Below are 22,381 nucleotides of genomic sequence, written 5' to 3'. Positions count from 1 at the left end.
GGTGAATTGCCATGTCAGTGCGTGCTAATCGTATAGCTGAGCAAATGAAGAAAGAATTGGGCGACATTATTGGCCAAAAACTAAAAGATCCACGTATCGGATTTGTGACGGTGACTGGTGTAGATGTAACTGGAGATTTACAACAAGCGAAAATTTTTATCTCTGTTCTAGGTACAGATAAAGAAAAGGAAGATTCGTTACTTGGGCTCTCCAAAGCAAAAGGCTTCATTCGATCGGAAATTGGTCAAAGAATCCGCTTACGCAAAACACCCGAAATCGAATTCGAAATTGATGAATCAGTCGCTTACGGTAACCGGATTGAAAGCTTGATCCGCAAAGTAAATGACGAAAACGAACAATAAACACGAGGAGGAAGTTCATAGTCGCGTAGGCGGCATGACTTCCTCCCTTCTTACATAGAGCAAGTTTTTCTGAATGAATTTAGGAAGAAGGGGTAAGATGAACGGTATTCTGCCTTTGTGGAAAGAGAAAGGTATGACGTCGCACGACTGTGTCTTTAAGCTTCGAAAGATATTACGGACAAAAAAAGTGGGGCATACAGGTACATTGGATCCTGAAGTAGAAGGTGTCTTGCCTATCTGTATAGGCAGAGCTACGAAAGTCGCTTCTTATATTACGGATGCGGGTAAAGAATATGTTGCTACGGTGTCTATAGGCCGCTCAACAGAAACTGAAGACGCGCAAGGTGAGACCGTAACGAGTGATTTGACGCATAAGGAATTCACAAGAAACCAAATTATAGACGTTTTGGAGCAGTTAACAGGAGAAATCACACAAATTCCACCTATGTATTCAGCGGTAAAAGTTAATGGTAGACGTTTGTATGAATATGCGCGTAAAGGCATTGAAGTAGAACGGCCAGTTCGTAAAGTGCAGATCGATAAAATAGAATTATTAAATGGAGATCAATTTTTTAGTGGCGAAGAAGTAACATTTTCCGTTAGGGTGCAATGTGGTAAAGGAACTTATATCCGGACGTTAGCTGTGCAAATTGGTGAACTTCTTGGATATCCAGCACATATGGATTCATTAGTCCGAACTGTTTCAGGAAATTTTGATGAATCGCATTGTAAAACGCTAGCAGAAGTATCACAAATGATGGAACAAGATCAAGTACAAACAATATTGCGTCCTATCGAAGACGTATTGACGGATTTTCCACGCCTTGAAATCGAAGAGGCATCCTTGGAATCCATACGAAATGGTCAAGTGCTTCCTGCGGTACCATTGCTAACTGACCATGCTTCCATCATGATGATGTTCGAAGGTCGTGTGTTGGCAATCTATCAAAACCATCCAACAAAGCCGGGGTTAATGAAACCAGAAAAAATGTTGCTAGCTAGTGAGTAAGGAGAGATAGAAATGAAAATCTATAGATTACGATATCCGGATTCGGTAAATATTCGACAACTTGATGCTTCTTCGTTAGCTATTGGATTTTTTGACGGTGTACATAAAGGACATCAAGAAGTCATTCGCAGTGCACAAAAAGTTGCAGATGATTTATCGATCGAGACAGCTGTTATGACATTCGATCCCCATCCGTCACAGCTATTTTCAGGGAAAAACGTTGGGTATATTACGCCGATTGAAGAAAAGGTCAGAGTACTCGAATCTCTTGGTGTGGATACGCTTTTCATTGTCAGCTTTGATTGGGAACTGGCTAGTCTTTCACCGCAAAGATTTATCGACATCTTCATCAAAAAGCTTGGCGTCAAGCATGTTACTGCAGGCTTTGATTTTACATTTGGTTCAAAAGGTTTGGGAACGATGAAAGATATGCAAGAGCTATCTGAAGGTAAGTATGGAACAACGATTATTTCTAAAGTGACCTTTGATCAAGACTATAAAGTATCTTCGACGGCAATTCGAAAACTGTTATCTAAGGGTGACGTTGAAGCGGCAGCAGAACTTCTCGGTCGTCCATTCCGTACAACGGGCGAAGTGATACATGGAGAAAAACGGGGCCGTCAGTTAGGTTTCCCTACAGCTAACATCCAAACTGCTGAAGAACATATAGTTCCTGCTAATGGTGTCTATGCTGTGCGTTGCCTGATCGAAGATACATGGTACCGAGGTGTTTGCAATATGGGCGTAAAGCCAACATTCCATGATCCAGAACATCGGATTCCTACAGCAGAGGTTCATCTGCTGGACGTGAATATAGATCTCTATGGAAAGAAAATGGCAATTGAGTGGTTGCACCGTATACGTTCTGAACAAAAATTTGATTCGCTGGATGCGTTGAAAACACAAATTGGAAAAGACAAGCAAACAGCAAAGGATTTATTAAGCGACTAGTTGGTTGTTGCAACTGACATAATGCCGTGATATGATACAAGAGTGTTCAATACACGAACCTCTTCTTGGCAACACGAGTCACCAACGTTTGCTCGGGAGACGGGGATACTTTTATTTAGGAGGTGAAAAGGATGGCTATTACACAAGAGCGCAAAGCTGAATTGATTAACGAATTCAAGACTCATGAAAATGATACTGGATCGGCTGATGTTCAGATTGCTATCCTTACTGAAGAGATCAATAACCTGAACGGCCACTTACGTACTCACAAGAAAGATCACCACTCACGTCGTGGTTTGTACAAAATGGTTGGTACACGTCGTCGTCTATTGAGATATCTACGTGAAACTAACGTTCAACGTTACCGTGATCTTATTGCATCACTTGGCTTACGCCGTTAATAAGACTGAGAAGCGGGCTTTGCCCGCTTTTTTCTATGGAATTAAGATAAAATATTTCGCATACATGTATCACGTTTGATACACTATTACTAATTACATACTAGATGTATACAGGTTTACAATAGAGAGGAGTTCTACAATGTCAGAACAGAAAAAAGTTTATACACTCGATTGGGCTGGACGTACGCTTACAATCGAAGCCGGCCAACTTGCAAAGCAAGCTAACGGTGCGGTGCTCGTTCGGTATGGCGAAACAACAGTACTTTCCACGGTTACAGCTTCCAAGAAACCAAAACCTCTAGATTTCTTTCCACTTACAGTGAATTATGAAGAACGCATGTACTCGGTTGGTAAGATCCCAGGAGGATTTATCAAGCGGGAAGGACGTCCTTCAGAAAATGCAGTATTGACTAGTCGCTTGATTGACCGTCCAATCAGACCTTTATTCCCTGATGGCTTCCGTAACGATGTGCAAGTCATTTCACTTGTTATGTCTGTTGATCAGGATTGTTCATCTGAGATTTCAGCAATGATTGGCTCTTCTTTGGCTTTATCTATCTCGGATATTCCGTTTGATGGCCCAATCGCAGGCGTTCAAGTAGGTCGTATAGATGGAGAATTCATCGTCAATCCTACGCCGAGTCAGCTTGAAACATCGGAAATTGATTTAGTTGTTGCTGGAACAAAACATGCAATCAACATGGTAGAGGCAGGAGCTAAAGAGGTTTCTGAAGAAATTATGTTAGAAGCGATTATGTTCGGTCACGATCAAATCAAGAAATTAGTCGAATTCCAAGAAAAAATTACAGCTGAAATTGGTAAACCAAAGTTCGAAATTGAATTATTCGAACTGGATACTGACATTCGTAAAGAAGTAGAAGATCGTTGTGAAAATGAACTAATAGCGGCAATTCAAACTGAAGAAAAGCATGCGCGTGAAGAAGCTATCAACGAAGTGAAAGCGGCTGTTCTTGAGCACTACACAGAAGCTGAAGCAGATGAAGCTACATTTAAGCAAGTGAAAGCTGTTCTAGAGCAAATGGTAAAAGATGAGGTACGTCGACTGATTACAATCGACAAAGTTCGTCCTGATGGCCGTGGACTTGACGAAATCCGTCCATTATCATCTGAAACAGGTCTATTGCCGCGCACTCACGGTTCTTCACTATTCACACGTGGACAAACACAAGTACTAAGTGTATGTACATTAGGTGCGCTTGGTGAAAATCAAATTATTGATGGTTTAGGTTCAGATGAATCTAAGCGCTTCATGCATCATTATAACTTCCCGAACTTCAGTGTCGGTGAAACAGGTCCGATTCGTGGTCCAGGCCGTCGTGAAATTGGTCACGGTGCATTAGGAGAGCGGGCATTGCTGCCTATGCTGCCGGATGAAGTGGAATTCCCTTACACAATGCGTCTAGTTGCAGAAGTATTGGAATCTAATGGTTCCTCTTCACAAGCATCAATCTGTGCCTCTACAATGGCTATGATGGACGCTGGTGTACCACTTAAGGCGCCAGTAGCAGGAATTGCTATGGGATTGATTAAAAAAGATGAAGATTATTCTATTCTGTCAGATATTCAAGGAATGGAAGACCACTTAGGCGATATGGACTTTAAAGTAGCTGGTACTAACAATGGTATTACTGCACTTCAAATGGATATCAAAATTGACGGTTTATCTCGTCAAATTTTAGAAGAGTCTCTAGCACAAGCAAAAATCGGCCGTATCAAAATTCTTAATCATATGTTGACAACCATTTCTTCGACTCGTGAAGAATTATCTGAGTACGCTCCGAAAATTATAGTAATCCATATCAAACCGGACAAGATTCGTGACGTAATCGGACCTGGTGGAAAAGTAATTAATAAAATTATTGAGGAAACTCAAGTTAAAATTGATACAGAGCAAGATGGAACGATTTATATTTCATCACCAAACTCTGAAATGAACGAAAAAGCTAAGAACATGATCGAAAATATTGTACGCGAAGCAAAAGTAGGCGAGTACTACTTAGCAAAAGTTAAGCGTATTGAGAAATTCGGTGCATTCTTGGAAATCTTCCCAGGCAAAGATGGCTTGCTTCATATTTCTGAAATTCAGGAAGCACGTACTAAAGAAGTGGAAGACGTATTAAAATTAGAAGATGAGCTATTTGTAAAAGTGATTGAAATTGACAGACAAGGTCGAGTAAATCTTTCACGAAAAGTAGTCATACAAGAAGAAAAAGAAAAAGAACAAAAACAAGAACAAGCTAACAAAGAGTAATCAACCCGACAAAAAAGCCTCTTCCTGCACAAGTTGCGGCGAAGGAGGCTTTTTGTACTTTATTTAAGGAGTGAAGTCTATGATTCAAAAATATAATTGTTCAAATGGTGTACGTATTATCCATGAAAAAATGCCACATTTACAGTCTGTTGCGATCGGAATCTGGGTGCATGCAGGTTCAGCAAATGAAACAAAAGAACAAGAAGGTATTGCCCACTTTATTGAACATATGCTGTTCAAGGGAACCAATACACGAAGTGCACGAATGATTGCCGAGCAGTTCGATCAGATTGGAGGCGATCTGAATGCCTTTACTTCCAAAGAAATGACATGCTATTACACTACAGTATTAAGTCATCACGCCTCGTACGCGTTGACAGTTTTATCTGATATGTTTTTCCATTCCCAATTTAAAGAAGAGGAGATGGAAAAAGAGAAATCTGTCATTCTGGATGAAATATCCTCTGTTGAAGACATGCCCGATGAAGATGTAGATGAAAGGTTATGGGCGGGTATGTTCCCTGAAGATGCAATTGGAAAGCCTGTAGGAGGACGGATTGAAACGATCAAGTCATTTACAAAAGAAATGGTCGAAGAATTCATGGTGAAACATTACCGCCCTGAAAATTTGGTTATTTCGATTGCAGGAAGCTATGATGAACGTTTAATCAAGTTGATCGAAGCAAACTTCGGAAGCTATCAAAGTAAACAACAGGCTTCTGCTTTAATTATAGATGAAAGTGTGCCGAACTTTACGGCACAACAAATCATCAAAGCAAAAGATATTGAACAAGCCCATGTATGTTTTGGTTATCCTTCCTTGCCTTCAACTCACGATAAGATTTACGAATTAAGCTTATTCGATAGTATCCTCGGCGGAACGATGTCTTCTAGGTTGTTTCAGGAAGTTCGAGAAAACCGCGGATTAGCGTATTCGGTCTATACGTATTATGCTGCGTATAAAAATGCTGGTTCCTTTGTGGTTTATTGTGGAACGTCTCCTGAAAACTTTGAAGAGACGTATCGTACAATTGACCAGGTCATTGCTGAAGTGCTAAATGACGGTCTAACAGATAAAGAATTGCGAAACGCTAAAGAGCAACTTAAAGGCAGTTTTGTTCTTGGTTTGGAAGGCTCTGAATCGCGTATGTATAGAAATGGTCGCAATGAATTAGTGCTTGGCAAACATCAGACAATCGATGAAGTGGTCAAACATATTGAAAGCGTTGAAAAACGGAGTGTCTATCGACTTGGACAGCAAATGTTGGCAAGTGATCGTGCAACATCCATTATCGCGCCTAAATCAAATATTCAACAATTAAAAAAACTGCAGAACTAGTCGACTTCCGGCCTCTCATACATATGATGAAAGAGATCTAAAATGAGGGAGGGCTTCCATGCGATTATCAGAACTGGCACAAAAAGAGCTGATTCAAGTAGAAGAAGGTATGAGATATGGCTTTTTGGCAGAAACAGACTTGCTGTTTGACCGCAAAACAGGAGCGATCATTGGATTTGAAATTCGGAAGAAGTTAGGGAAAACACTTTTTCGTCAAAAAGACCAGGATATTATTGAATATATTCCATGGCATGAAATTGTACTGGTGGGCGAAGACCGAATTTTATTTGGCAAAACACATGAATTGAACAGAAAGGAAGTAGAAGGGTATGACTAAATGGCTTGTAGTAGGGACTGATCAACGCCTACGAATAGCGAATGAACTATTAGTAAAATCAGGGATTGACAGTGAGTATGTATGTTCTGATACGTTTAATGAACAGTTAAAAAACACTCTGATGGATACAAAGCCAGACTACCTTCTACTACCTTTATTGTTAATGGAACAAAGCATTCCCGTCGACTATTTGCAAGAAGGCTCTTCTGTCTATTCCGGTAATACTTCAGCGGATTGGAGACAAGAGCTTGCTAAGAAAGGTATTTCGCATACGAATTATCTGGAAAATGAGCAATTCATTTGGAGAAATGCTCAATTAACTGCAGAAGCGTTCGTTCATGTCTTTTATGAGCAAACCAAACGACAGATTGCAGGTAAGCATTTTTACATTGCAGGATTTGGCAGAGTGGGAAAAGCGATTGCACATACGCTGCATCAGTTGCAGGCTACTGTCACTATAGTTGCGCGTGCGAATGAGCAACTAGCAGAAGCAGGAGTATTGGGCTATAACACATTGCTGCTCGATGAAACAACAAAATTCAATCATGGTTACTTGGTGAACACTATACCGGCACAATGGCTCAATCCAAGTCAAAGTGGTGCTGTTCATGTTTTTGATGTCTCTTCAGCACCCGGGTGCCTAAAGCATGCAGATTCCTCTGAATACTATACCATACACCTCAAATTGCCCGGGAAGCACTTTCCCGAGGACGCGGCAGCTGTTTTGGTTGACGCGGTTTTGAGAATGAGTATAGACGAAAGGGGAACTAAATGCTCAAAGGAAAACGAATCGGATTAGGCATCACGGCTTCGCATTGCACATACGACCAATTGCTCCCGATGATCGCTTCGCTGCAAAAAGAAGGTGCGATTGTCGTTCCTATCATTACACATTCAGTTCTTCATGCTGCCACGCGTTTTGGTACTGGTGAAGAGTGGATTAAACGAATAGAAGAGGCGACAGGCGAGAAGGTAGTGGCAAGTATTGTCGAAGCAGAACCATTCGGTCCATCCAATCCGCTTGACTGCATGGTGATTTCGCCGCTTACAGGTAACTCTATGAGTAGGTTTGCTAATGCTGCTACTGACTCACCTGTTTTGATGGCGGCCAAAGCCACATTGCGTAATGGCAAACCAGTGGTACTTGGTATTTCTACTAATGATGCACTAGGCCTTAACGGTATGAATCTTATGAAGTTATTGAATATGAAACATGTGTTCTTTATTCCATTCGGTCAAGATGATTGCATAAAAAAACCGAACTCCTTAATTTCGGATTTCTCATTACTACCCGCTACTGTTGCATCCGCAATTGAAAGTAAGCAATTGCAGCCGTTACTGATAATTCATAACAATGCATGATAATAGATTTTTAAATTCTGCAAAATATGTTATAATTCGTTCAATAACAATTAACGAGACGAGGATAGTACTAACTTTCCTTAATAGTACTTGTTAATAATTGAAAGGAAGATATAGATGAAGAATGTGAATGTTGCAATTGTCGGCGCTACTGGAGCGGTAGGAACAAAAATACTTGAGAAATTGGTGGAACGTAATTTCCCTGCTACTTCCATTAAGTTACTAGCATCCAAACGTTCTGCGGGCAATGAAATCGAAGCGGGTGGAAATACGTACATTGTACAAGAAACAACCCCAGAAGCTTTTGAAGGTATCGACATTGCATTCTTTAGTGCAGGTGGGAGTATCTCAGAGAAGTTCGCACAAGATGCAGTGAAAAGCGGGGCGGTTGTAATTGACAATACAAGTGCATTCCGTATGGACCCTAACACACCACTCGTTGTTCCGGAAGTAAATCCACAAGAGTTGAAAAACCATTCAGGAATCATTGCAAATCCAAACTGTTCTACAATTCAGATGGTAGCAGCTTTGAAACCTATTAAAGATCAATATGGACTTAACAAGCTAATCGTATCTACTTACCAAGCAGTTTCAGGTGCTGGCGTAGAAGCGATTGATGAACTAGCAGAACAAAGCAAGCAATTCGCGAATCGTAGTGAAATACAAGCAGAAGTATTACCATCCGCTTCTGCAAAACGTCATTATCCAATCGCATTCAACGCGATTCCACAAATTGATTCATTTGGTGAGTCGGGCTATACATTGGAAGAATTAAAAATGATTAATGAAACGAAGAAAATATTCAGCGATCAAAACATGTCGGTAGCGGCTACATGTGTCAGATTACCTGTTGTATCCGGACATTCAGAATCCGTTTACATTGAAATCGATCATGACGACGTTACAGTTAAAGATATCCAGTCTTTGATGGAAAATGCACCAGGAATTGTTTTGCAGGATGATCCGGCTTCACAACTATATCCAATGCCGCTTTATGCAGAAGATAAAGATGAAGTGTTTGTAGGCAGAATCCGTAAAGATTTGGATAATCCAAAAGGATTCCATCTTTGGATTGTGTCCGATAACTTATTAAAAGGTGCTGCATTGAACTCTGTGCAAATCGCCGAGGCGCTTATTAAATAACTTGTGTAGGTAGAGTTTAAAATGATAACGAAAAGGAATGGTCTATGTGCAACTTGGAAATGTAGGGACAGCAATGGTCACTCCTTTTTCTCCTGACGGCACGATTGACTACGCCCAAACAACGGTCTTGCTTGAGCATTTGATCGCAAATGGGACAGATTCTGTCATCGTCAGCGGTACGACTGGTGAATCACCGACACTTACTGTTACAGAGAAGAAGGAATTACTGGACTTTGTAGTTAAGGTTGTGAACAAGCGTATTCCAGTGATTGCAGGCACAGGGACAAACAATACTGCGGAATCCATAGAGCTGACTAAGGCTGCTGAGCGATCTGGGGCAGACGGAATTATGCTTGTGACACCTTACTATAATAAGCCAGACCAAAAAGGAATGTATGCACACTTCTCGAAAATTGCTAACGTTACGGCATTACCGATATTGCTATATAATATTCCAAGTCGTTCCATCGTCAACTTGCTTCCTGAAACCGTTATTGCATTATCGAAAATTGATAATATTAAAGCGATCAAAGAAGCAAGTGGTAATTTGGAACAGATGGCAGAAATCATTGAAGGAACCGCTGATGATTTTGAAATATACAGTGGAGATGACGCATTGACATTGCCATTACTTGCAATTGGCGGTAGAGGAATCATTTCAGTTTCTGCACACGTAGTAGGCAATGAAATACAAAAAATGATTCAAGCGTTCCAAAATGGCAACATAAAAGAAGCCGCTGACCTCCATCGTTCATTAGTGCCGGTATTCAGAGCGCTGTTCTCGACACCGAATCCTGTGCCTGTGAAATATGCGCTAGAAAAGGCAGGCATACCAATGGGCTGCGTTCGTTTACCACTTATAAAAATGGACGAAAGTGAAGCTGCGATTATCGATGAAGCGCTTGAAAAATTTGGAGAAAGAACACGGATTCTGTAATAAACAAAAGCCGGACGACCAATCCGGCTTTTTTTGTTTGTACTGAACGCCTACTATCTCGTATAATGGTGTTTAGTCGTTGTGGGCGGGAATAGAATATAGGAGGAAACAATGTGACGAAAATACAAAATGAATTAATTAGAGTAATTCCACTAGGTGGAGTAGGGGAAATCGGGAAGTCTATGTATGTCGTTGAAATCGATGATGAACTATTTGTTATGGATTCAGGCTTAATGTTCCCTGAAACGGAAATGCTAGGTATTGATTTTGTAATACCTGATATGACCTATCTAGAAGAAAATAAAGATCGGATTAAAGGAATCTTCTTAACGCATGGTCATGAAGATGCAATTGGGTCAATCGCTTATTTACTACAGAAAGTACAAGCTCCTGTCTATGGTACAAAGTTGACATTAGCGTTAGCGAAAGAACATTTGAAGAAAATGCCGGCACCATCTAATGTCCGCTTCTTTGAAGTGACAAGCAAAAGCCGTATGAACTTCAAGCGCACGCATGTGACATTCTTTTACACGACACACAGTATTCCAGATTCACTAGGAATTGTCTTCCATACAAGCGAAGGTGCAATCGTTAATACAGGAGAGTTCAAATTCGACCAAGCAGCAAAAGGCAAATATCGCCCTGATTTTGCAAAAATGGCTACAATTGGTGAAGAGGGAGTCTTTATCTTGATGTCCGATTCTACAGAAGCAGAGCGTCCAGGTTATACAACGTCTGAATCTGTAATCGAGAAACGTCTTTTTAAAACTTTCCACGAAGCACAAGGAAGAATTCTAGTAGCGTTGTATGCATCAAACTTCATTCGAATTCAGCAAGTACTAGACCAAGCAGCAGCAAAGAAAAAGAAAGTCGCAGTTGTTGGTAAAAGTTTGGAGAGCTACTTTGAAGTCGGGTTAAAACTAGGTTATTTACAAGTGGAAGACGATATTGTGATTCCAGTAAAAGACATGGAGCGCTATGACGATCAAGATATCGTAATTATTGTAACGGGTAACCAAGGTGAGCCACTAGAAGCATTGGAGAAAATCGTCCGTAAACATCATAGAGAAATTAATATCAAAAGTTCAGATACAGTATTGATAACGTTTACGCCATCACCTGTTATGGAAATTTCCATGTACAAGATGATGAATGAATTGGCAAAGGCTGGAGCAACTGTACTGACGTCCACACGAAATGTACACGTATCCGGTCACGGTTCCGCTGAAGACTTGAAAATGATGTTAAACTTGATGCAGCCTAAATACTTTATTCCGATTCAAGGGGAATATCGTATGCTGATTGCACATTCCAAGCTCGCTCAAGAAGTTGGTCTGCCTAAAAACCGTATCTTCATTGCGGACAAAGGCGACATTGTTGAATTCAAGAATGAAAAGCTTCGTATGGCAGGTAGAGTACAGGCTGGTAACGTCTTGATCGACGGTATTGGTGTGGGTGATGTTGGAAACATCGTGTTGCGTGACCGTAAGCTATTATCCCAAGACGGAATCTTTACAGTCGTTGTGACATTGAACAGAAAGCAAAAACGAATTGCGGCGGGTCCTGAAGTTGTCTCAAGAGGCTTTGTTTATGTACGCGAATCGGAGGAACTGTTTGAAGAAGCGACAAAACTGATTACTAAAATTGTCGAGAAGTATGTGAATAAAGAAACGTTTGAATGGACAAACATTAAACAAGAGATCCGTGAGACATTGAGTTCGTATTTATATCAGCAAACAAAACGTCGTCCGATGATTATTCCGATCATCATGGAATACTGATCCATACCGTTTGTTGGCGAATTAAAAAACAATTGGATTTCCATGCCTTTACGGCTGGAAATCTTTTTTTCAGAAAGGGGGTTGGCAAATGGCAAAGAAACGTGCTAAAAAGAGAGCGCCAGCGAAGAAAAGACAACAGAAAAAACAGCAAAGTCAAATGCAACCGCTCTGGTTTGAAATTCTAGGTGTCGTCTTAATCGGTATCGCAATAATTATGATCTTTGAATTCGGTATCATTGGACGGGGTTTATCGGCATTCTCCCGTTTCTTATTAGGTAACTGGTATGTTGCGTTGCCATTTTTAATAATTGTGCAAGCGTTGATTTTCATGATTAAGAGACAGATTGGCGGATATAAACACCGGATCGTAATCGGTTGTTTATTCATTTTAGGCAGTATGCTACTGTTCAGTCATGTTCATTTATTTCAAACATTATATGAAAGCAAAGTTTTGATGTCAAATTCTGCACTTAAGGAAACGTGGAAAGTACTCATCACAAATGATGGAATACATGACCAAACAGGGACTCTGGGGGGCGGTATGCTAGGTGCTGTGTTGTTCGCGATGTTTTATTCATTAGTTGATTCATCGGGCGCTACAGTAGCTGGTGTGCTGTTACTGCTCATTGGTATCATCCTGTTGACAGGAAAGGCTTTGATTCCGTTCCTAGTAGAGCAAACACCTATCTTGATGAATGATATAAAGAAGAAGTGGGCAGCGAGGGAAAAGAAATCAGTCAAGTCTCCTGAAGAAAAACGTAAAGAAAGTGCTCGCAGTAATAGAAAGAGTAAGTCGAAACCTGTAGACACTTCTGAAATGGAAGCGGTACAAGAAAATCCGGAGCCCGCTAGTGAACCGATTATTTCTAGCTTCACGGCAAAAATTGAACAGGCTACGCAACCAGAAATTGTACAGGAAAAGCAGTCGAAAGCTCAAGAGGACTCAACACTCGATCCTAAAGATCCTGTGGCTGATTATCCTGTAATGGGTGGAGAACAAGAAAACGAATCGTATATTTTGCCATCAGCCAAACTATTGGAACCACCTGTAGCAAGTGATCAATCTGGAGAATATGATTTAATCCAGGCAAACGCTAAGAAGCTAGAGAAAACGTTCCTGAGTTTTGGAGTTAAAACGCGAGTGACACAAGTCCATTTGGGACCAGCAGTCACTAAATATGAAATCCTGCCTGATACGGGCGTGAAAGTAAGTCGCATCGTTAGTTTGGCGGATGATATAGCATTGGCATTGGCAGCTAGTGGGATTCGAATTGAAGCGCCGATCCCTGGTAAATCGGCAGTTGGAATCGAAGTGCCGAACAATGCGGTGGCGATGGTAAGTTTACGTGAAGTGCTCGAATCTAAGGAAAACAATCCCCCCGAGTCCAAGTTACTAGTAGGTTTAGGCCGTGATGTAACAGGGCAAGCCATGATGACAGAACTCAATAAAATGCCTCACGTATTAATTGCGGGTGCTACGGGCAGCGGTAAAAGTGTCTGTGTCAACGGTATTATTATGAGTATCATCATGCGGGCGAAACCACACGAAGTGAAAATGATGATGATCGATCCGAAAATGGTAGAGTTAAATGTATTTAATGGCATTCCGCATTTATTGGCACCTGTTGTCACAGATCCGAGAAAAGCGGCGCAAGCATTACAGCGAGTTGTGTCCGAGATGGAGCGCAGATATGAGTTATTCTCCCATACAGGCACACGGAATATTGAAGGATATAATAACCACATTGAACAATGGAATGAAGAGCATGATGAGAAACATCCACGCATGCCGTATATAGTTGTCATTGTCGATGAGCTGGCCGACTTAATGATGGTGGCGTCAAGTGACGTAGAAGATTCCATCACACGTCTGGCACAGATGGCGAGAGCTGCGGGTATTCATTTAATTATCGCGACACAGCGTCCAAGCGTTGACGTGATCACAGGTATCATTAAGGCGAATATTCCTTCTCGAATTGCGTTTGCCGTATCTTCTGCAATTGACTCGCGGACTATTCTGGACGGTGCCGGTGCAGAGAAGTTATTGGGACGAGGGGATATGTTATTCCTTCCTGCTGGCGCTTCAAAACCGACACGTATTCAAGGGGCATTTGTTTCAGATGAGGAAGTGGAAGCGGTAGTGAACTTTGTTATCGAGCAGCAAAAAGCTCAATATCAAGAAGAAATGATTCCTACTGAAGTAGAGGTAGTAGCACCGCATGAAGAAACCGATGAATTATACGATGAAGCGGTACAAATGGTAGTGGACATGCAGACTGCATCCGTTTCAATGATTCAGCGTCGTTTCCGCGTTGGATATGCCAGAGCTGCACGTATAGTAGATCAAATGGAAGCGCGTGGCGTGGTTGGACCACCTGAAGGTAGTAAGCCAAGGCACGTACTACTCACTAAATCAGAGCTAGAAATGTAAAGCATCATTCGCTGTTATTTTGATAAGTCGAAGTTATCCGTGATTTCAGCTAGATATTTCCTTCTACCTAAGTAAATGTTATAGTGAAGGTAGAAGGAAATTATCATTTCAGGCTATGGAAATTGAGTGTGTCATCCAATATTTAGCAGAGCAGAAAGCGCTATCATGCAAAGCGACACATCCACTGTTATCACGAACGTCATCACGAACGTCATCACGTACGAGGTAACGAATTTTTGAAAAAACTATTAACAGTGACCTTTTTTAAGAGTAAAGATTCAAGCTGTAAAGTAGTGTGAGTAAAGGTATAAGACGTATAACGTCCTAACATAATACCAAAATTAATCAGGGGAGGTCATTATCGATGACGAAAAGAAAGTTTGGACTAGCAATGTCTTTAGTGTTAGCCGCAGGTACGATGTTAGCAGCATGTGGCTCTGATAATAAAGACAATGCAGGGGAAAAGCCAGCAACAGGTGACAGCGGTGAGAAAGGCGGATTCTCAGTTGCTATGGTAACTGACGTTGGAGGGATTGATGATAAATCATTCAACCAATCTGCATGGAAAGGCGTTAAAGAATTCGGAGAAGATCAAGGATGGGAAAAAGGAACTGGCGGATACGATTACCTGCAGTCAACTGGTCCGGAAGATTATACAACAAATCTTAACAACTTGGCTCGTCGTGACTTCAACTTAATATACGGAGTAGGTTTCTTGATGGAAGATGCAATTGAAGATATTGCAGCACAACAAAAAGACACTCAATTCTCTATTATTGATGGTGAAGTAGATGCTCCAAACGTAGCTAGCATCCTCTTTAAAGAACAAGAAGGCGGATATTTAGCTGGAGTAGCAGCTGGGTTAATGACAAAATCAGATAAGGTTGGTTTCATCGGTGGTATGGACAACCCTGTCATCGAGCGTTTTGAAGCTGGATTCCTTGAAGGTGTCAAGGCAGTTAAACCTGAAATCAAAGTAGACTCAAAATATGTAGGTGCATTTGATAAAGCAGAACTTGGTAAAGCTGAGGCAGGCCGTATGTACTCTTCAGGCGTAGATATTATTTTCCACGCTGCTGGCGGTACGGGTAACGGTGTATTTTCAGAAGCGAAAGAACGTAAGCAAGCAGATAAAGATGCATATGTTTGGGTAATTGGTGTTGACTCTGACCAATATGAAGAAGGTAAAGTTGGAGATGACAACGTTACGCTTACATCTATGTTGAAGCGTGTTGATGTAGCAGTTAAAGATATTGCTGACTTGTCAATGAATGGGAACTTCCCTGGTGGGGAAACAAAAGTATATGGTCTTCAAGATGATGGTTTAGGTCTTGCTGATTCACGTGGCGCAATTCCACAAGATGTATTGGATCAAATTGATGAATATGCACAAAAGATTGCAAATGGCGAGATTGAAGTACCTGAGTTTGTAGAGAAGAAAAAATAAGGTCGGTAAACAATTGGAGGCCGGTTTTCATATCCGGCCTTTATTTCATTAAATTAATAAAATAAAGGTTCCTGGGTGGTTGATTTGGAACTTTTATTTTATTAATTTCTAAGATTAATAAATTAAATATAATAAAAGTATTAGCAGGCTATTTAAAGTGAAATGGAAAAGCTTTCAACTTTTCATACGGGGGCTTTATCACGTATTATTGAAGATGAAAGCTATACTGCTTAATTCTACGGAATTCAATTATGGGCAAGGAAGTGATTGGGATGGATTATGTAATTGAAATGCTAGATGTTTCAAAAAAGTTCGGAAATTTCTATGCGAATGATCATATTACATTACAACTGAAGAAAGGCGAGATTCACGCACTGCTAGGTGAAAACGGTGCTGGGAAATCTACCTTAATGAACGTATTATTTGGTTTATATCAACCAGACGGTGGAGAAATTCGTGTACGGGGCGAACATGTAGCAATCACTGACCCGAACGTAGCAAATGATCTAGGAATTGGGATGGTGCATCAGCATTTTATGTTGGTGGAGAACTTAACGGTTACCGAGAATATTATTTTAGGTAGTGAGCCAACGAAATCTGGAATGATTAACATTAAAGATTCTGCGAAAAAAGTTGCGGAAATTTCAAAGATGTATGGACTAGATGTGGATCCGTACGCGAAAATAGAAGATATTTCTGTAGGTATGCAACAACGTGTCGAGATTCTTAAGACTCTTTATCGTGGAGCAGATATCCTAATATTTGATGAACCCACTGCATCCTTAACTCCTCAGGAAATTGATGAATTGTTGAATATTATGAAAAAACTCGTTGCAGAAGGAAAATCAATCATCTTGATCACCCATAAACTGGCGGAAATTATGAACGTTTCGGACAAAGTAACTGTCATCCGCAAAGGTAAAGGAATCGGTACTGTTATCACATCGGAAACGAATCCCGAAGAATTGGCGACGTTGATGGTTGGACGTCAAGTCACATTTAAAACCGAAAAAGGTCCATCACACCCGACTGAAGAAGTGTTGAAGATAGAAAATCTACAAGTGAATGACTATCGGGGTGTTGCTAAATTAAAAGGACTCAATCTTTCTGTGCGTCGCGGTGAAATAGTTGGGATTGCCGGCATCGATGGTAACGGTCAATCCGAATTAATCGAAGCCATCACTGGTTTGACTAGAGTGAAGAGCGGTAAGATTTTTATTAATGATGAAGATGTTACAAATAAAAAACCGAGAAAGATTACTGAAACAGGTATTGGACATATTCCACAAGACCGCCACAAGCATGGACTTATTCTAGATTTTTCAGTTGCATATAATACCGCGCTTCAATCGTATTATCATGAACCATTATCTAAAGGTGGAATCATGAATTATAAAGTAATCAATGAAAGAGCGGAAGAACTGATCAAAGAATACGATGTTAGAACACAAGGTACGCATGAATTAGCGAGAGCATTATCCGGAGGAAATCAGCAAAAGCTGATCATCGGAAGAGAAATCTTGAGAAATCCGGATTTACTGATTGCGGCATTACCTACACGTGGATTGGACGTCGGAGCGATCGAGTTTATTCATCGGCGTCTGATTGAACAACGTGACAGTGGAAAAGCGGTTTTACTCATAACGTTTGAATTGGATGAAGTCATGAACGTTTCAGATAGAATTGCAGTTATTTATGATGGAACTATTGTAGGTACGGTAATTCCGCAAGAAACAACTGAACAAGCACTAGGGTTAATGATGGCAGGCCATTCAAAAGATGTTGCTGAGAAAAAAGTACTAGCTGCTGAAAAGGATGGTGATGAACAGCATGTCGAATAGAATGATCAATATACTGGTCCCGATGATTTCGATCTTTTTAGGGCTCTTAGTAGGCGCGATTGTGATGCTGATCAGTGACTATAATCCAATCACAGGCTATATGGCATTATGGAATGGTATTTTTGGTGATTCTTATGCAATCGGTGAAACCATTCGTCAAATCAGTCCATACTTACTTGCGGGACTTGCAGTAGCATTCGCATTTAGAACCGGACTTTTCAATATTGGGGTAGAGGGACAACTAATCGTTGGCTGGTTTGCTGCAGCTTACGTAGGGATGGCATTCGATCTTCCGAAAATTATTCACTTGCCTTTCGCACTCATAGCAGCTGCTGCAGCTGGGGCGCTATGGGGACTCGTACCTGGTATTTTAAAAGCAACATTGAAAGTACACGAAGTTATAGTCACTATTATGATGAATTACATTGCCTTACATGTAGTTAACGCATTAATAAAAACACTCTCCGGTGGTGGATTCAAATTGGAGCGTATCCATGAATCAGCCTCACTTCGGTCAGAGTTCTTATCTAATCTAACGGACTACTCCACATTGCACTACGGAATATTCGTTGCATTAGCTATGGTTGTCGTCATGTGGTTCATATTAGAGAAAACGAAGACAGGATTTGAATTGAAGTCTGTTGGGTATAACGATAATGCAGCTAGCTATGCAGGAATGAGCGCTAACAAGAATATTGTTCTTGCAATGGTCATCTCAGGTGCGTTCGCTGGACTTGGAGGCGCGATGGAGGCACTTGGTACGTTTGGTAACATGTCTTCCATGGGTGGCTTTACAGGAATCGGTTTTGACGGAATCGCCGTAGCCTTGCTTGGCGCGAATACGCCACTTGGTGTGATCTTCGGTGCAACGTTATTCGGCTCATTGAAATATGGTGCGAATAATATGCCGAATGAAGCAGGAATCCCAGTAGAAATTGTTTCCATCATTATTGCATTGGTTATTTTCTTCGTTGCCTGTGGATACATCATCCGTGTAGGACTCATACGTTTGCGTAATAAGAAGGAGGCAAAGTGACATGTTAGATGTATTATACTTCATCATACCTATAACAATTGCTTCTGCAGCTCCTCTTATTTTCACAGCAATTGGCGGTGTGTTCTCTGAACGGTCTGGAGTCATTAATATTGGATTGGAAGGCCTCATGATTATGGGTGCATTCATCGGTATCCTATTCAATTTATTTTTCGCGGATACCTTTGGGGCCTGGACACCTTGGATAGCATTAATTGTGGCAATGCTCGTTTCAGCATTGTTTGCAACACTTCACGCCATAGCATCTATCTCGTTCCGAGCGGATCAAGTAGTATCAGGTGTCGCGATTAACATGTTAGGTCTTGCTGTTGCATTATTCTCGGTAAAAATGATTTTCGGCAAAGGTCAAACCGATTTCATTCAACAAAAAATTCCGAGATTCAATGTACCTTTTTTGGAGGATATTCCAATTATCGGCCCTATGTTCTTTAAGTTAGTCTATGGCTCTTCTATTATGGCGATCGCCGTTGCGTTTATCGCATGGTTTGTTATTTACAAGACGCCATTTGGTTTACGTCTCCGCTCAGTAGGAGAACATCCGATGGCGGCAGACACAATGGGAATTAAAGTAACAAAAACCCGTTATATCGCGGTTCTTATTTCTGGAGGACTTGCCGGTATAGGTGGAGCAGTTTATTCTCAAACTATCACAAATGATTTCGGACATGCGACCATTAATGGACAAGGGTTTATGGCGCTAGCGGCGATGATCTTTGGTAAATGGCACCCATTGGGAGCTATGGGTGCCGCGTTATTCTTCGGTTTTGCACAGGCGCTAGCAATTAGTTCTTCTAGTATTAAATTCTTAGAGGATATCCCAGCAGTGTATTTCCATATATTCCCTTACGTTTTGACTATCCTGGCACTTGCCGGATTCCTTGGAAAAGCGAAAGCACCAAAAGCACTTGGTAAACCTTACGTTAAAGGAAATAGATAAAAGTTATAAAAGCTATCTGGAGATACATACTCTTCAGGTAGCTTTTCTAAGGTTGTAGCAATACTAAGTTGAGGTTTTCGTTCGTATCTAGCATCAGTCGCCGCTAAACTCTACCTTCAGCACTTGAAAGTTGTATCATTTTCCAAATGACAGGCTAAAATGTATAGTGAGACTAGGAATACATATAATAAGGTAAACGAGGTGTTTGTATGTTCAATAAAACAAAATTACAAAATGGTGTTCATTTGTATATACGGAAAACGAAACAGTTTAAAACAGTGAACGTGACAATTAAGTGGAAAGCGCCACTGGATCAGAAAAAAGCTTCTGAACGTACGGTGTTGGCGAACGTGATGGAAAATTCAACGAAGCAGTATCCGACATTAAGTTTAATGCGCAAGGCGCTTGACGAGTTGTACGGTACGGTATTATTTACGGACGTTTCGAAAAGAAGCTCCCAACATATGGTTTCGCTATATACGGAGTGTGTGAACGATGAGTTTTTTGAAGGCGAAGATATTTTTAAACAGTTATGGCAATTGATTCGTTCTGTAGTGTTTGATCCCAATGTAACGAATAAAGCATTTGATCCAGATGTTACAGAAAGGGAAAAACGTAATGTCCGTGATCGAATACGTTCTATTTATGACGATAAAACACGTTTCGCACAAAAACGTATGCTTGAAATCATGAGACCAGATCATCCGGCATCTATTTCTGCTTACGGTACAGAAGCTGCAGTGTCTGAAATTACGAATGAAAGTCTTTATGCTACATACGAAGATATGATCAATAATGATTTGATTGATATTTATGTAGTAGGTGATGTAGATGAAAAGGAAATCATTGAGCAAATCAAGCAGTTCTTACCGTTTGAAGCGAGAGATGCAGCGAAACAAAATGACTTGCAGGATGTAAAAGTGTCAGAATCTGTGAATACAGTTAGAGAAAAACAAGACATGAAACAAGGTAAACTTCATCTTGGTTTCCATACACCGGTATCATTCCGTCATCCCGATTACCATAAAATGCAAATAACGAATGGTGTATTTGGTGGCTTTGCCCACAGTAAACTATTCATGAATGTGCGAGAAAAAGAAAGTATGGCATACTATGCGAATAGTGCGTTTGCTTCGCATTACGGTATCGTCTACGTCACAGCGGGTATCGATGCGGATTTAGAAGAGAAAGCTGTTAAGCTAATTCTTGAACAACTGACAGCATTACAAAATGGTGAGAGTACAGAGGTCGAGTTGAGTCAGACAATCGCACTTCTAGAAAACAGCATTTTAAGTGCAAATGATTCAGCGCGTAGTCAGATTGAAATATATGATCAATATAAAGAGTTAGACGAGAGCTTCACTGCTGAACGACTAATCGAAAAGTGGGAATCGGTCACATTGGAAGACATAAAGGAAATGGCGAATACAATTCAATTGGAAATTGTGTATTTGCTGTCAGGTAAGGAGGATGTTTCCAAATGAAAGAAATAAATTTTGATCAACTACAAGAGAAGATTTATACTGAAACACTAGATAACGGACTGAAAGTTGTTATTTTGCCTAAACGTGGTTTTTCTAAAACATTTGTAACATTTACAACGAAATACGGCTCCATTGATCGAACGTTCAAACCGCATGGCAAAGATGAATTCATCACAGTGCCTGACGGTATTGCCCATTTTCTTGAGCACAAAATGTTCGAGAAAGAAGACGGGGATGTGTTTCAGAAATTTAGTTTAAATGGCGCTTCTGCAAATGCGTATACAACATTTGGTAGAACGGCATATCTTTTTTCTGCAACTAATAAACTAAAAGAAAATACAAAAGTATTACTCGACTTCGTTCAACAGCCATATTTTACAAAGCAAACTGTGGATAAAGAAAAAGGGATCATTGCCCAGGAAATTACCATGTATGACGACCAGCCCGACTGGCGACTATATTTCGGCACAATTGAAAATCTTTATGAAAACCATCCAGTGAAAATCGATATTGCGGGAACAGTAGAGTCTATTCAAGATATTACAGCTGAACATTTATATACATGCTATGAGACGTTCTATCATCCGTCCAATATGCTACTGTTTATTGTTGGAGCAGTGAAGCCGGAGGAAATGATGGCATTTGTTAAAGAAGATCAAGCAAAAAAATCATTCGATAAACCTCAAGCGATCGAACGCCAATTCCCGTCTGAGTCAAAAGAAGTGGATGTGCCTGAACGTACATTGACGATGGATGTATCGAAACCGAAATTGAATATCGGTATGAAATGTACCGAGACAGATCTACAGGGCCAAGAAATGCTTGAAACGGAGTTGTCAGCAAACCTCGTACTAGACAGTCTATTCGGTCGCACGTCTGCATTTTATGAAAAAGCGAATGCGGAAGGCTTAGTTGATGAATCGTTCTCTTATGAGTTCTCCATGGAAGAAGGCTACGGTTTTGCGATGGTTGGTTCCGATACTGATGAGCCGGAGCGCTTAGAAGAATTAATTCGTCATACGATTAAAGATGCAAAAACCAATTGGCCGGTGCAAGAAGTAGATTTAGACAGAATGCGTAGAAAGAAAATCGGTCAATTTATGCGTTCATTGAACTCCATTGAATTTATCGCTAATCAATATACACGATATGATTTTAACAATATGAATTTATTCGATGTCGTACCGACTTTGGAAAAATTATCAATGGATAAATTAAAACAAGCATTTGCCACGTTCTCCGATGACAGCAGCTATACAATCTTCAAAGTACTGCCACCGAAAACACAATGAG

19 protein-coding genes are annotated in these 22,381 nt (G+C 40.6%); all 19 read left to right on the top strand.

Annotation, left to right across the window (positions count from 1 at the left end; translation table 11 throughout):
* Positions 1-11: 11 nt before the first annotated feature.
* Positions 12-362 (top strand): 30S ribosome-binding factor RbfA, encoded by a 351-nt coding sequence (rbfA, locus tag CSV80_RS01820; RefSeq protein ID WP_029053165.1) that lies wholly within the window; start codon positions 12-14, stop codon positions 360-362.
* Positions 363-459: 97 nt separating this feature from the next.
* On the top strand, positions 460-1,371 hold the full coding sequence (gene truB, locus CSV80_RS01815; RefSeq protein ID WP_099669366.1) for a tRNA pseudouridine(55) synthase TruB: 912 nt from the start codon (positions 460-462) through the stop codon (positions 1,369-1,371).
* Between the two features lie 12 nt (positions 1,372-1,383).
* On the top strand, positions 1,384-2,322 hold the full coding sequence (gene ribF, locus CSV80_RS01810; RefSeq protein WP_099669365.1) for a riboflavin biosynthesis protein RibF: 939 nt from the start codon (positions 1,384-1,386) through the stop codon (positions 2,320-2,322).
* A gap of 131 nt (positions 2,323-2,453) precedes the next feature.
* The gene (rpsO, locus tag CSV80_RS01805; protein ID WP_029053162.1) at positions 2,454-2,723 is read left to right on the top strand and encodes a 30S ribosomal protein S15; all 270 of its coding nucleotides are present in this window, start codon (positions 2,454-2,456) and stop codon (positions 2,721-2,723) included.
* Positions 2,724-2,862: 139 nt separating this feature from the next.
* Positions 2,863-4,995: a polyribonucleotide nucleotidyltransferase gene (pnp, locus tag CSV80_RS01800; RefSeq protein WP_099669364.1), complete on the top strand. Its 2,133-nt coding sequence runs from the start codon at positions 2,863-2,865 to the stop codon at positions 4,993-4,995.
* Between the two features lie 79 nt (positions 4,996-5,074).
* Positions 5,075-6,334 carry a M16 family metallopeptidase gene (locus tag CSV80_RS01795; RefSeq protein ID WP_099669363.1) on the top strand — a complete coding sequence of 420 codons (1,260 nt, stop codon included), beginning with the start codon at positions 5,075-5,077 and terminating at the stop codon, positions 6,332-6,334.
* Positions 6,335-6,392: 58 nt separating this feature from the next.
* Positions 6,393-6,671 (top strand): YlmC/YmxH family sporulation protein, encoded by a 279-nt coding sequence (locus tag CSV80_RS01790; protein WP_029053159.1) that lies wholly within the window; start codon positions 6,393-6,395, stop codon positions 6,669-6,671.
* Complete coding sequence (locus CSV80_RS01785; RefSeq protein WP_099669362.1) at positions 6,664-7,470, top strand: NAD-binding protein; 807 nt, start codon at positions 6,664-6,666, stop codon at positions 7,468-7,470. The genes CSV80_RS01790 and CSV80_RS01785 overlap by 8 nt, the downstream gene beginning before the upstream one ends.
* A complete protein-coding gene (locus CSV80_RS01780; protein ID WP_099669361.1) occupies positions 7,443-8,033 on the top strand; it encodes a dipicolinate synthase subunit B in 591 nt (196 codons plus the stop codon). Before CSV80_RS01785 ends, CSV80_RS01780 begins: the two co-directional genes overlap by 28 nt.
* A 117-nt stretch (positions 8,034-8,150) precedes the next feature.
* Positions 8,151-9,176, top strand: coding sequence for an aspartate-semialdehyde dehydrogenase (asd, locus tag CSV80_RS01775; RefSeq protein WP_099669360.1), 1,026 nt, complete (start codon positions 8,151-8,153; stop codon positions 9,174-9,176).
* Positions 9,177-9,222: 46 nt separating this feature from the next.
* Entirely contained in the window at positions 9,223-10,113 is an 891-nt protein-coding gene (dapA, locus tag CSV80_RS01770) for a 4-hydroxy-tetrahydrodipicolinate synthase (RefSeq protein WP_233201489.1), read from the top strand.
* 113 nt (positions 10,114-10,226) lie between these two features.
* Positions 10,227-11,894, top strand: a complete 1,668-nt coding sequence (locus tag CSV80_RS01765) for a ribonuclease J (protein ID WP_099669358.1) — start codon at positions 10,227-10,229, stop codon at positions 11,892-11,894.
* Between the two features lie 88 nt (positions 11,895-11,982).
* On the top strand, positions 11,983-14,325 hold the full coding sequence (locus CSV80_RS01760) for a DNA translocase FtsK (protein ID WP_099669357.1): 2,343 nt from the start codon (positions 11,983-11,985) through the stop codon (positions 14,323-14,325).
* A 364-nt stretch (positions 14,326-14,689) separates the two neighbouring features.
* Complete coding sequence (locus tag CSV80_RS01755; protein WP_099669356.1) at positions 14,690-15,772, top strand: BMP family lipoprotein; 1,083 nt, start codon at positions 14,690-14,692, stop codon at positions 15,770-15,772.
* Between the two features lie 272 nt (positions 15,773-16,044).
* The gene (locus CSV80_RS01750) at positions 16,045-17,613 is read left to right on the top strand and encodes an ABC transporter ATP-binding protein (RefSeq protein ID WP_099669355.1); all 1,569 of its coding nucleotides are present in this window, start codon (positions 16,045-16,047) and stop codon (positions 17,611-17,613) included.
* Complete coding sequence (locus CSV80_RS01745) at positions 17,603-18,649, top strand: ABC transporter permease (protein ID WP_099669354.1); 1,047 nt, start codon at positions 17,603-17,605, stop codon at positions 18,647-18,649. The genes CSV80_RS01750 and CSV80_RS01745 overlap by 11 nt, the downstream gene beginning before the upstream one ends.
* 1 nt (position 18,650) lies before the next feature.
* Positions 18,651-19,604, top strand: coding sequence for an ABC transporter permease (locus CSV80_RS01740; protein ID WP_099669353.1), 954 nt, complete (start codon positions 18,651-18,653; stop codon positions 19,602-19,604).
* Positions 19,605-19,813: 209 nt separating this feature from the next.
* Positions 19,814-21,088 carry an EF-P 5-aminopentanol modification-associated protein YfmF gene (gene yfmF / locus CSV80_RS01735; protein ID WP_099669352.1) on the top strand — a complete coding sequence of 425 codons (1,275 nt, stop codon included), beginning with the start codon at positions 19,814-19,816 and terminating at the stop codon, positions 21,086-21,088.
* Positions 21,085-22,380, top strand: coding sequence for an EF-P 5-aminopentanol modification-associated protein YfmH (gene yfmH / locus CSV80_RS01730; RefSeq protein WP_099669351.1), 1,296 nt, complete (start codon positions 21,085-21,087; stop codon positions 22,378-22,380). Before yfmF ends, yfmH begins: the two co-directional genes overlap by 4 nt.
* The last annotated feature ends 1 nt before the right edge of the window (position 22,381 follow it).

It is taken from the genome of Sporosarcina sp. P12(2017), assembly GCF_002743035.1.
In the GTDB taxonomy this organism is placed as follows: domain Bacteria; phylum Bacillota; class Bacilli; order Bacillales_A; family Planococcaceae; genus Sporosarcina; species Sporosarcina ureae.
The sequence above is the reverse complement of the archived record's forward strand: the minus strand, read 5'-3'. Positions and strand labels throughout refer to the sequence as shown.

What these genes read in the sequence shown, in the direction of transcription:
- rbfA (WP_029053165.1), top strand. Translation starts at nt 12, where the DNA reads ATGTCAGTGCGTGCTAATCGTATAGCTGAGCAAATGAAGAAAGAATTG.
- truB (WP_099669366.1), top strand. Translation starts at nt 460, where the DNA reads ATGAACGGTATTCTGCCTTTGTGGAAAGAGAAAGGTATGACGTCGCAC.
- ribF (WP_099669365.1), top strand. Translation starts at nt 1,384, where the DNA reads ATGAAAATCTATAGATTACGATATCCGGATTCGGTAAATATTCGACAA.
- rpsO (WP_029053162.1), top strand. Translation starts at nt 2,454, where the DNA reads ATGGCTATTACACAAGAGCGCAAAGCTGAATTGATTAACGAATTCAAG.
- pnp (WP_099669364.1), top strand. Translation starts at nt 2,863, where the DNA reads ATGTCAGAACAGAAAAAAGTTTATACACTCGATTGGGCTGGACGTACG.
- CSV80_RS01795 (WP_099669363.1), top strand. Translation starts at nt 5,075, where the DNA reads ATGATTCAAAAATATAATTGTTCAAATGGTGTACGTATTATCCATGAA.
- CSV80_RS01790 (WP_029053159.1), top strand. Translation starts at nt 6,393, where the DNA reads ATGCGATTATCAGAACTGGCACAAAAAGAGCTGATTCAAGTAGAAGAA.
- CSV80_RS01785 (WP_099669362.1), top strand. Translation starts at nt 6,664, where the DNA reads ATGACTAAATGGCTTGTAGTAGGGACTGATCAACGCCTACGAATAGCG.
- CSV80_RS01780 (WP_099669361.1), top strand. Translation starts at nt 7,443, where the DNA reads ATGCTCAAAGGAAAACGAATCGGATTAGGCATCACGGCTTCGCATTGC.
- asd (WP_099669360.1), top strand. Translation starts at nt 8,151, where the DNA reads ATGAAGAATGTGAATGTTGCAATTGTCGGCGCTACTGGAGCGGTAGGA.
- CSV80_RS01760 (WP_099669357.1), top strand. Translation starts at nt 11,983, where the DNA reads ATGGCAAAGAAACGTGCTAAAAAGAGAGCGCCAGCGAAGAAAAGACAA.
- CSV80_RS01755 (WP_099669356.1), top strand. Translation starts at nt 14,690, where the DNA reads ATGACGAAAAGAAAGTTTGGACTAGCAATGTCTTTAGTGTTAGCCGCA.
- CSV80_RS01750 (WP_099669355.1), top strand. Translation starts at nt 16,045, where the DNA reads ATGGATTATGTAATTGAAATGCTAGATGTTTCAAAAAAGTTCGGAAAT.
- CSV80_RS01745 (WP_099669354.1), top strand. Translation starts at nt 17,603, where the DNA reads ATGTCGAATAGAATGATCAATATACTGGTCCCGATGATTTCGATCTTT.
- CSV80_RS01740 (WP_099669353.1), top strand. Translation starts at nt 18,651, where the DNA reads ATGTTAGATGTATTATACTTCATCATACCTATAACAATTGCTTCTGCA.
- yfmF (WP_099669352.1), top strand. Translation starts at nt 19,814, where the DNA reads ATGTTCAATAAAACAAAATTACAAAATGGTGTTCATTTGTATATACGG.
- yfmH (WP_099669351.1), top strand. Translation starts at nt 21,085, where the DNA reads ATGAAAGAAATAAATTTTGATCAACTACAAGAGAAGATTTATACTGAA.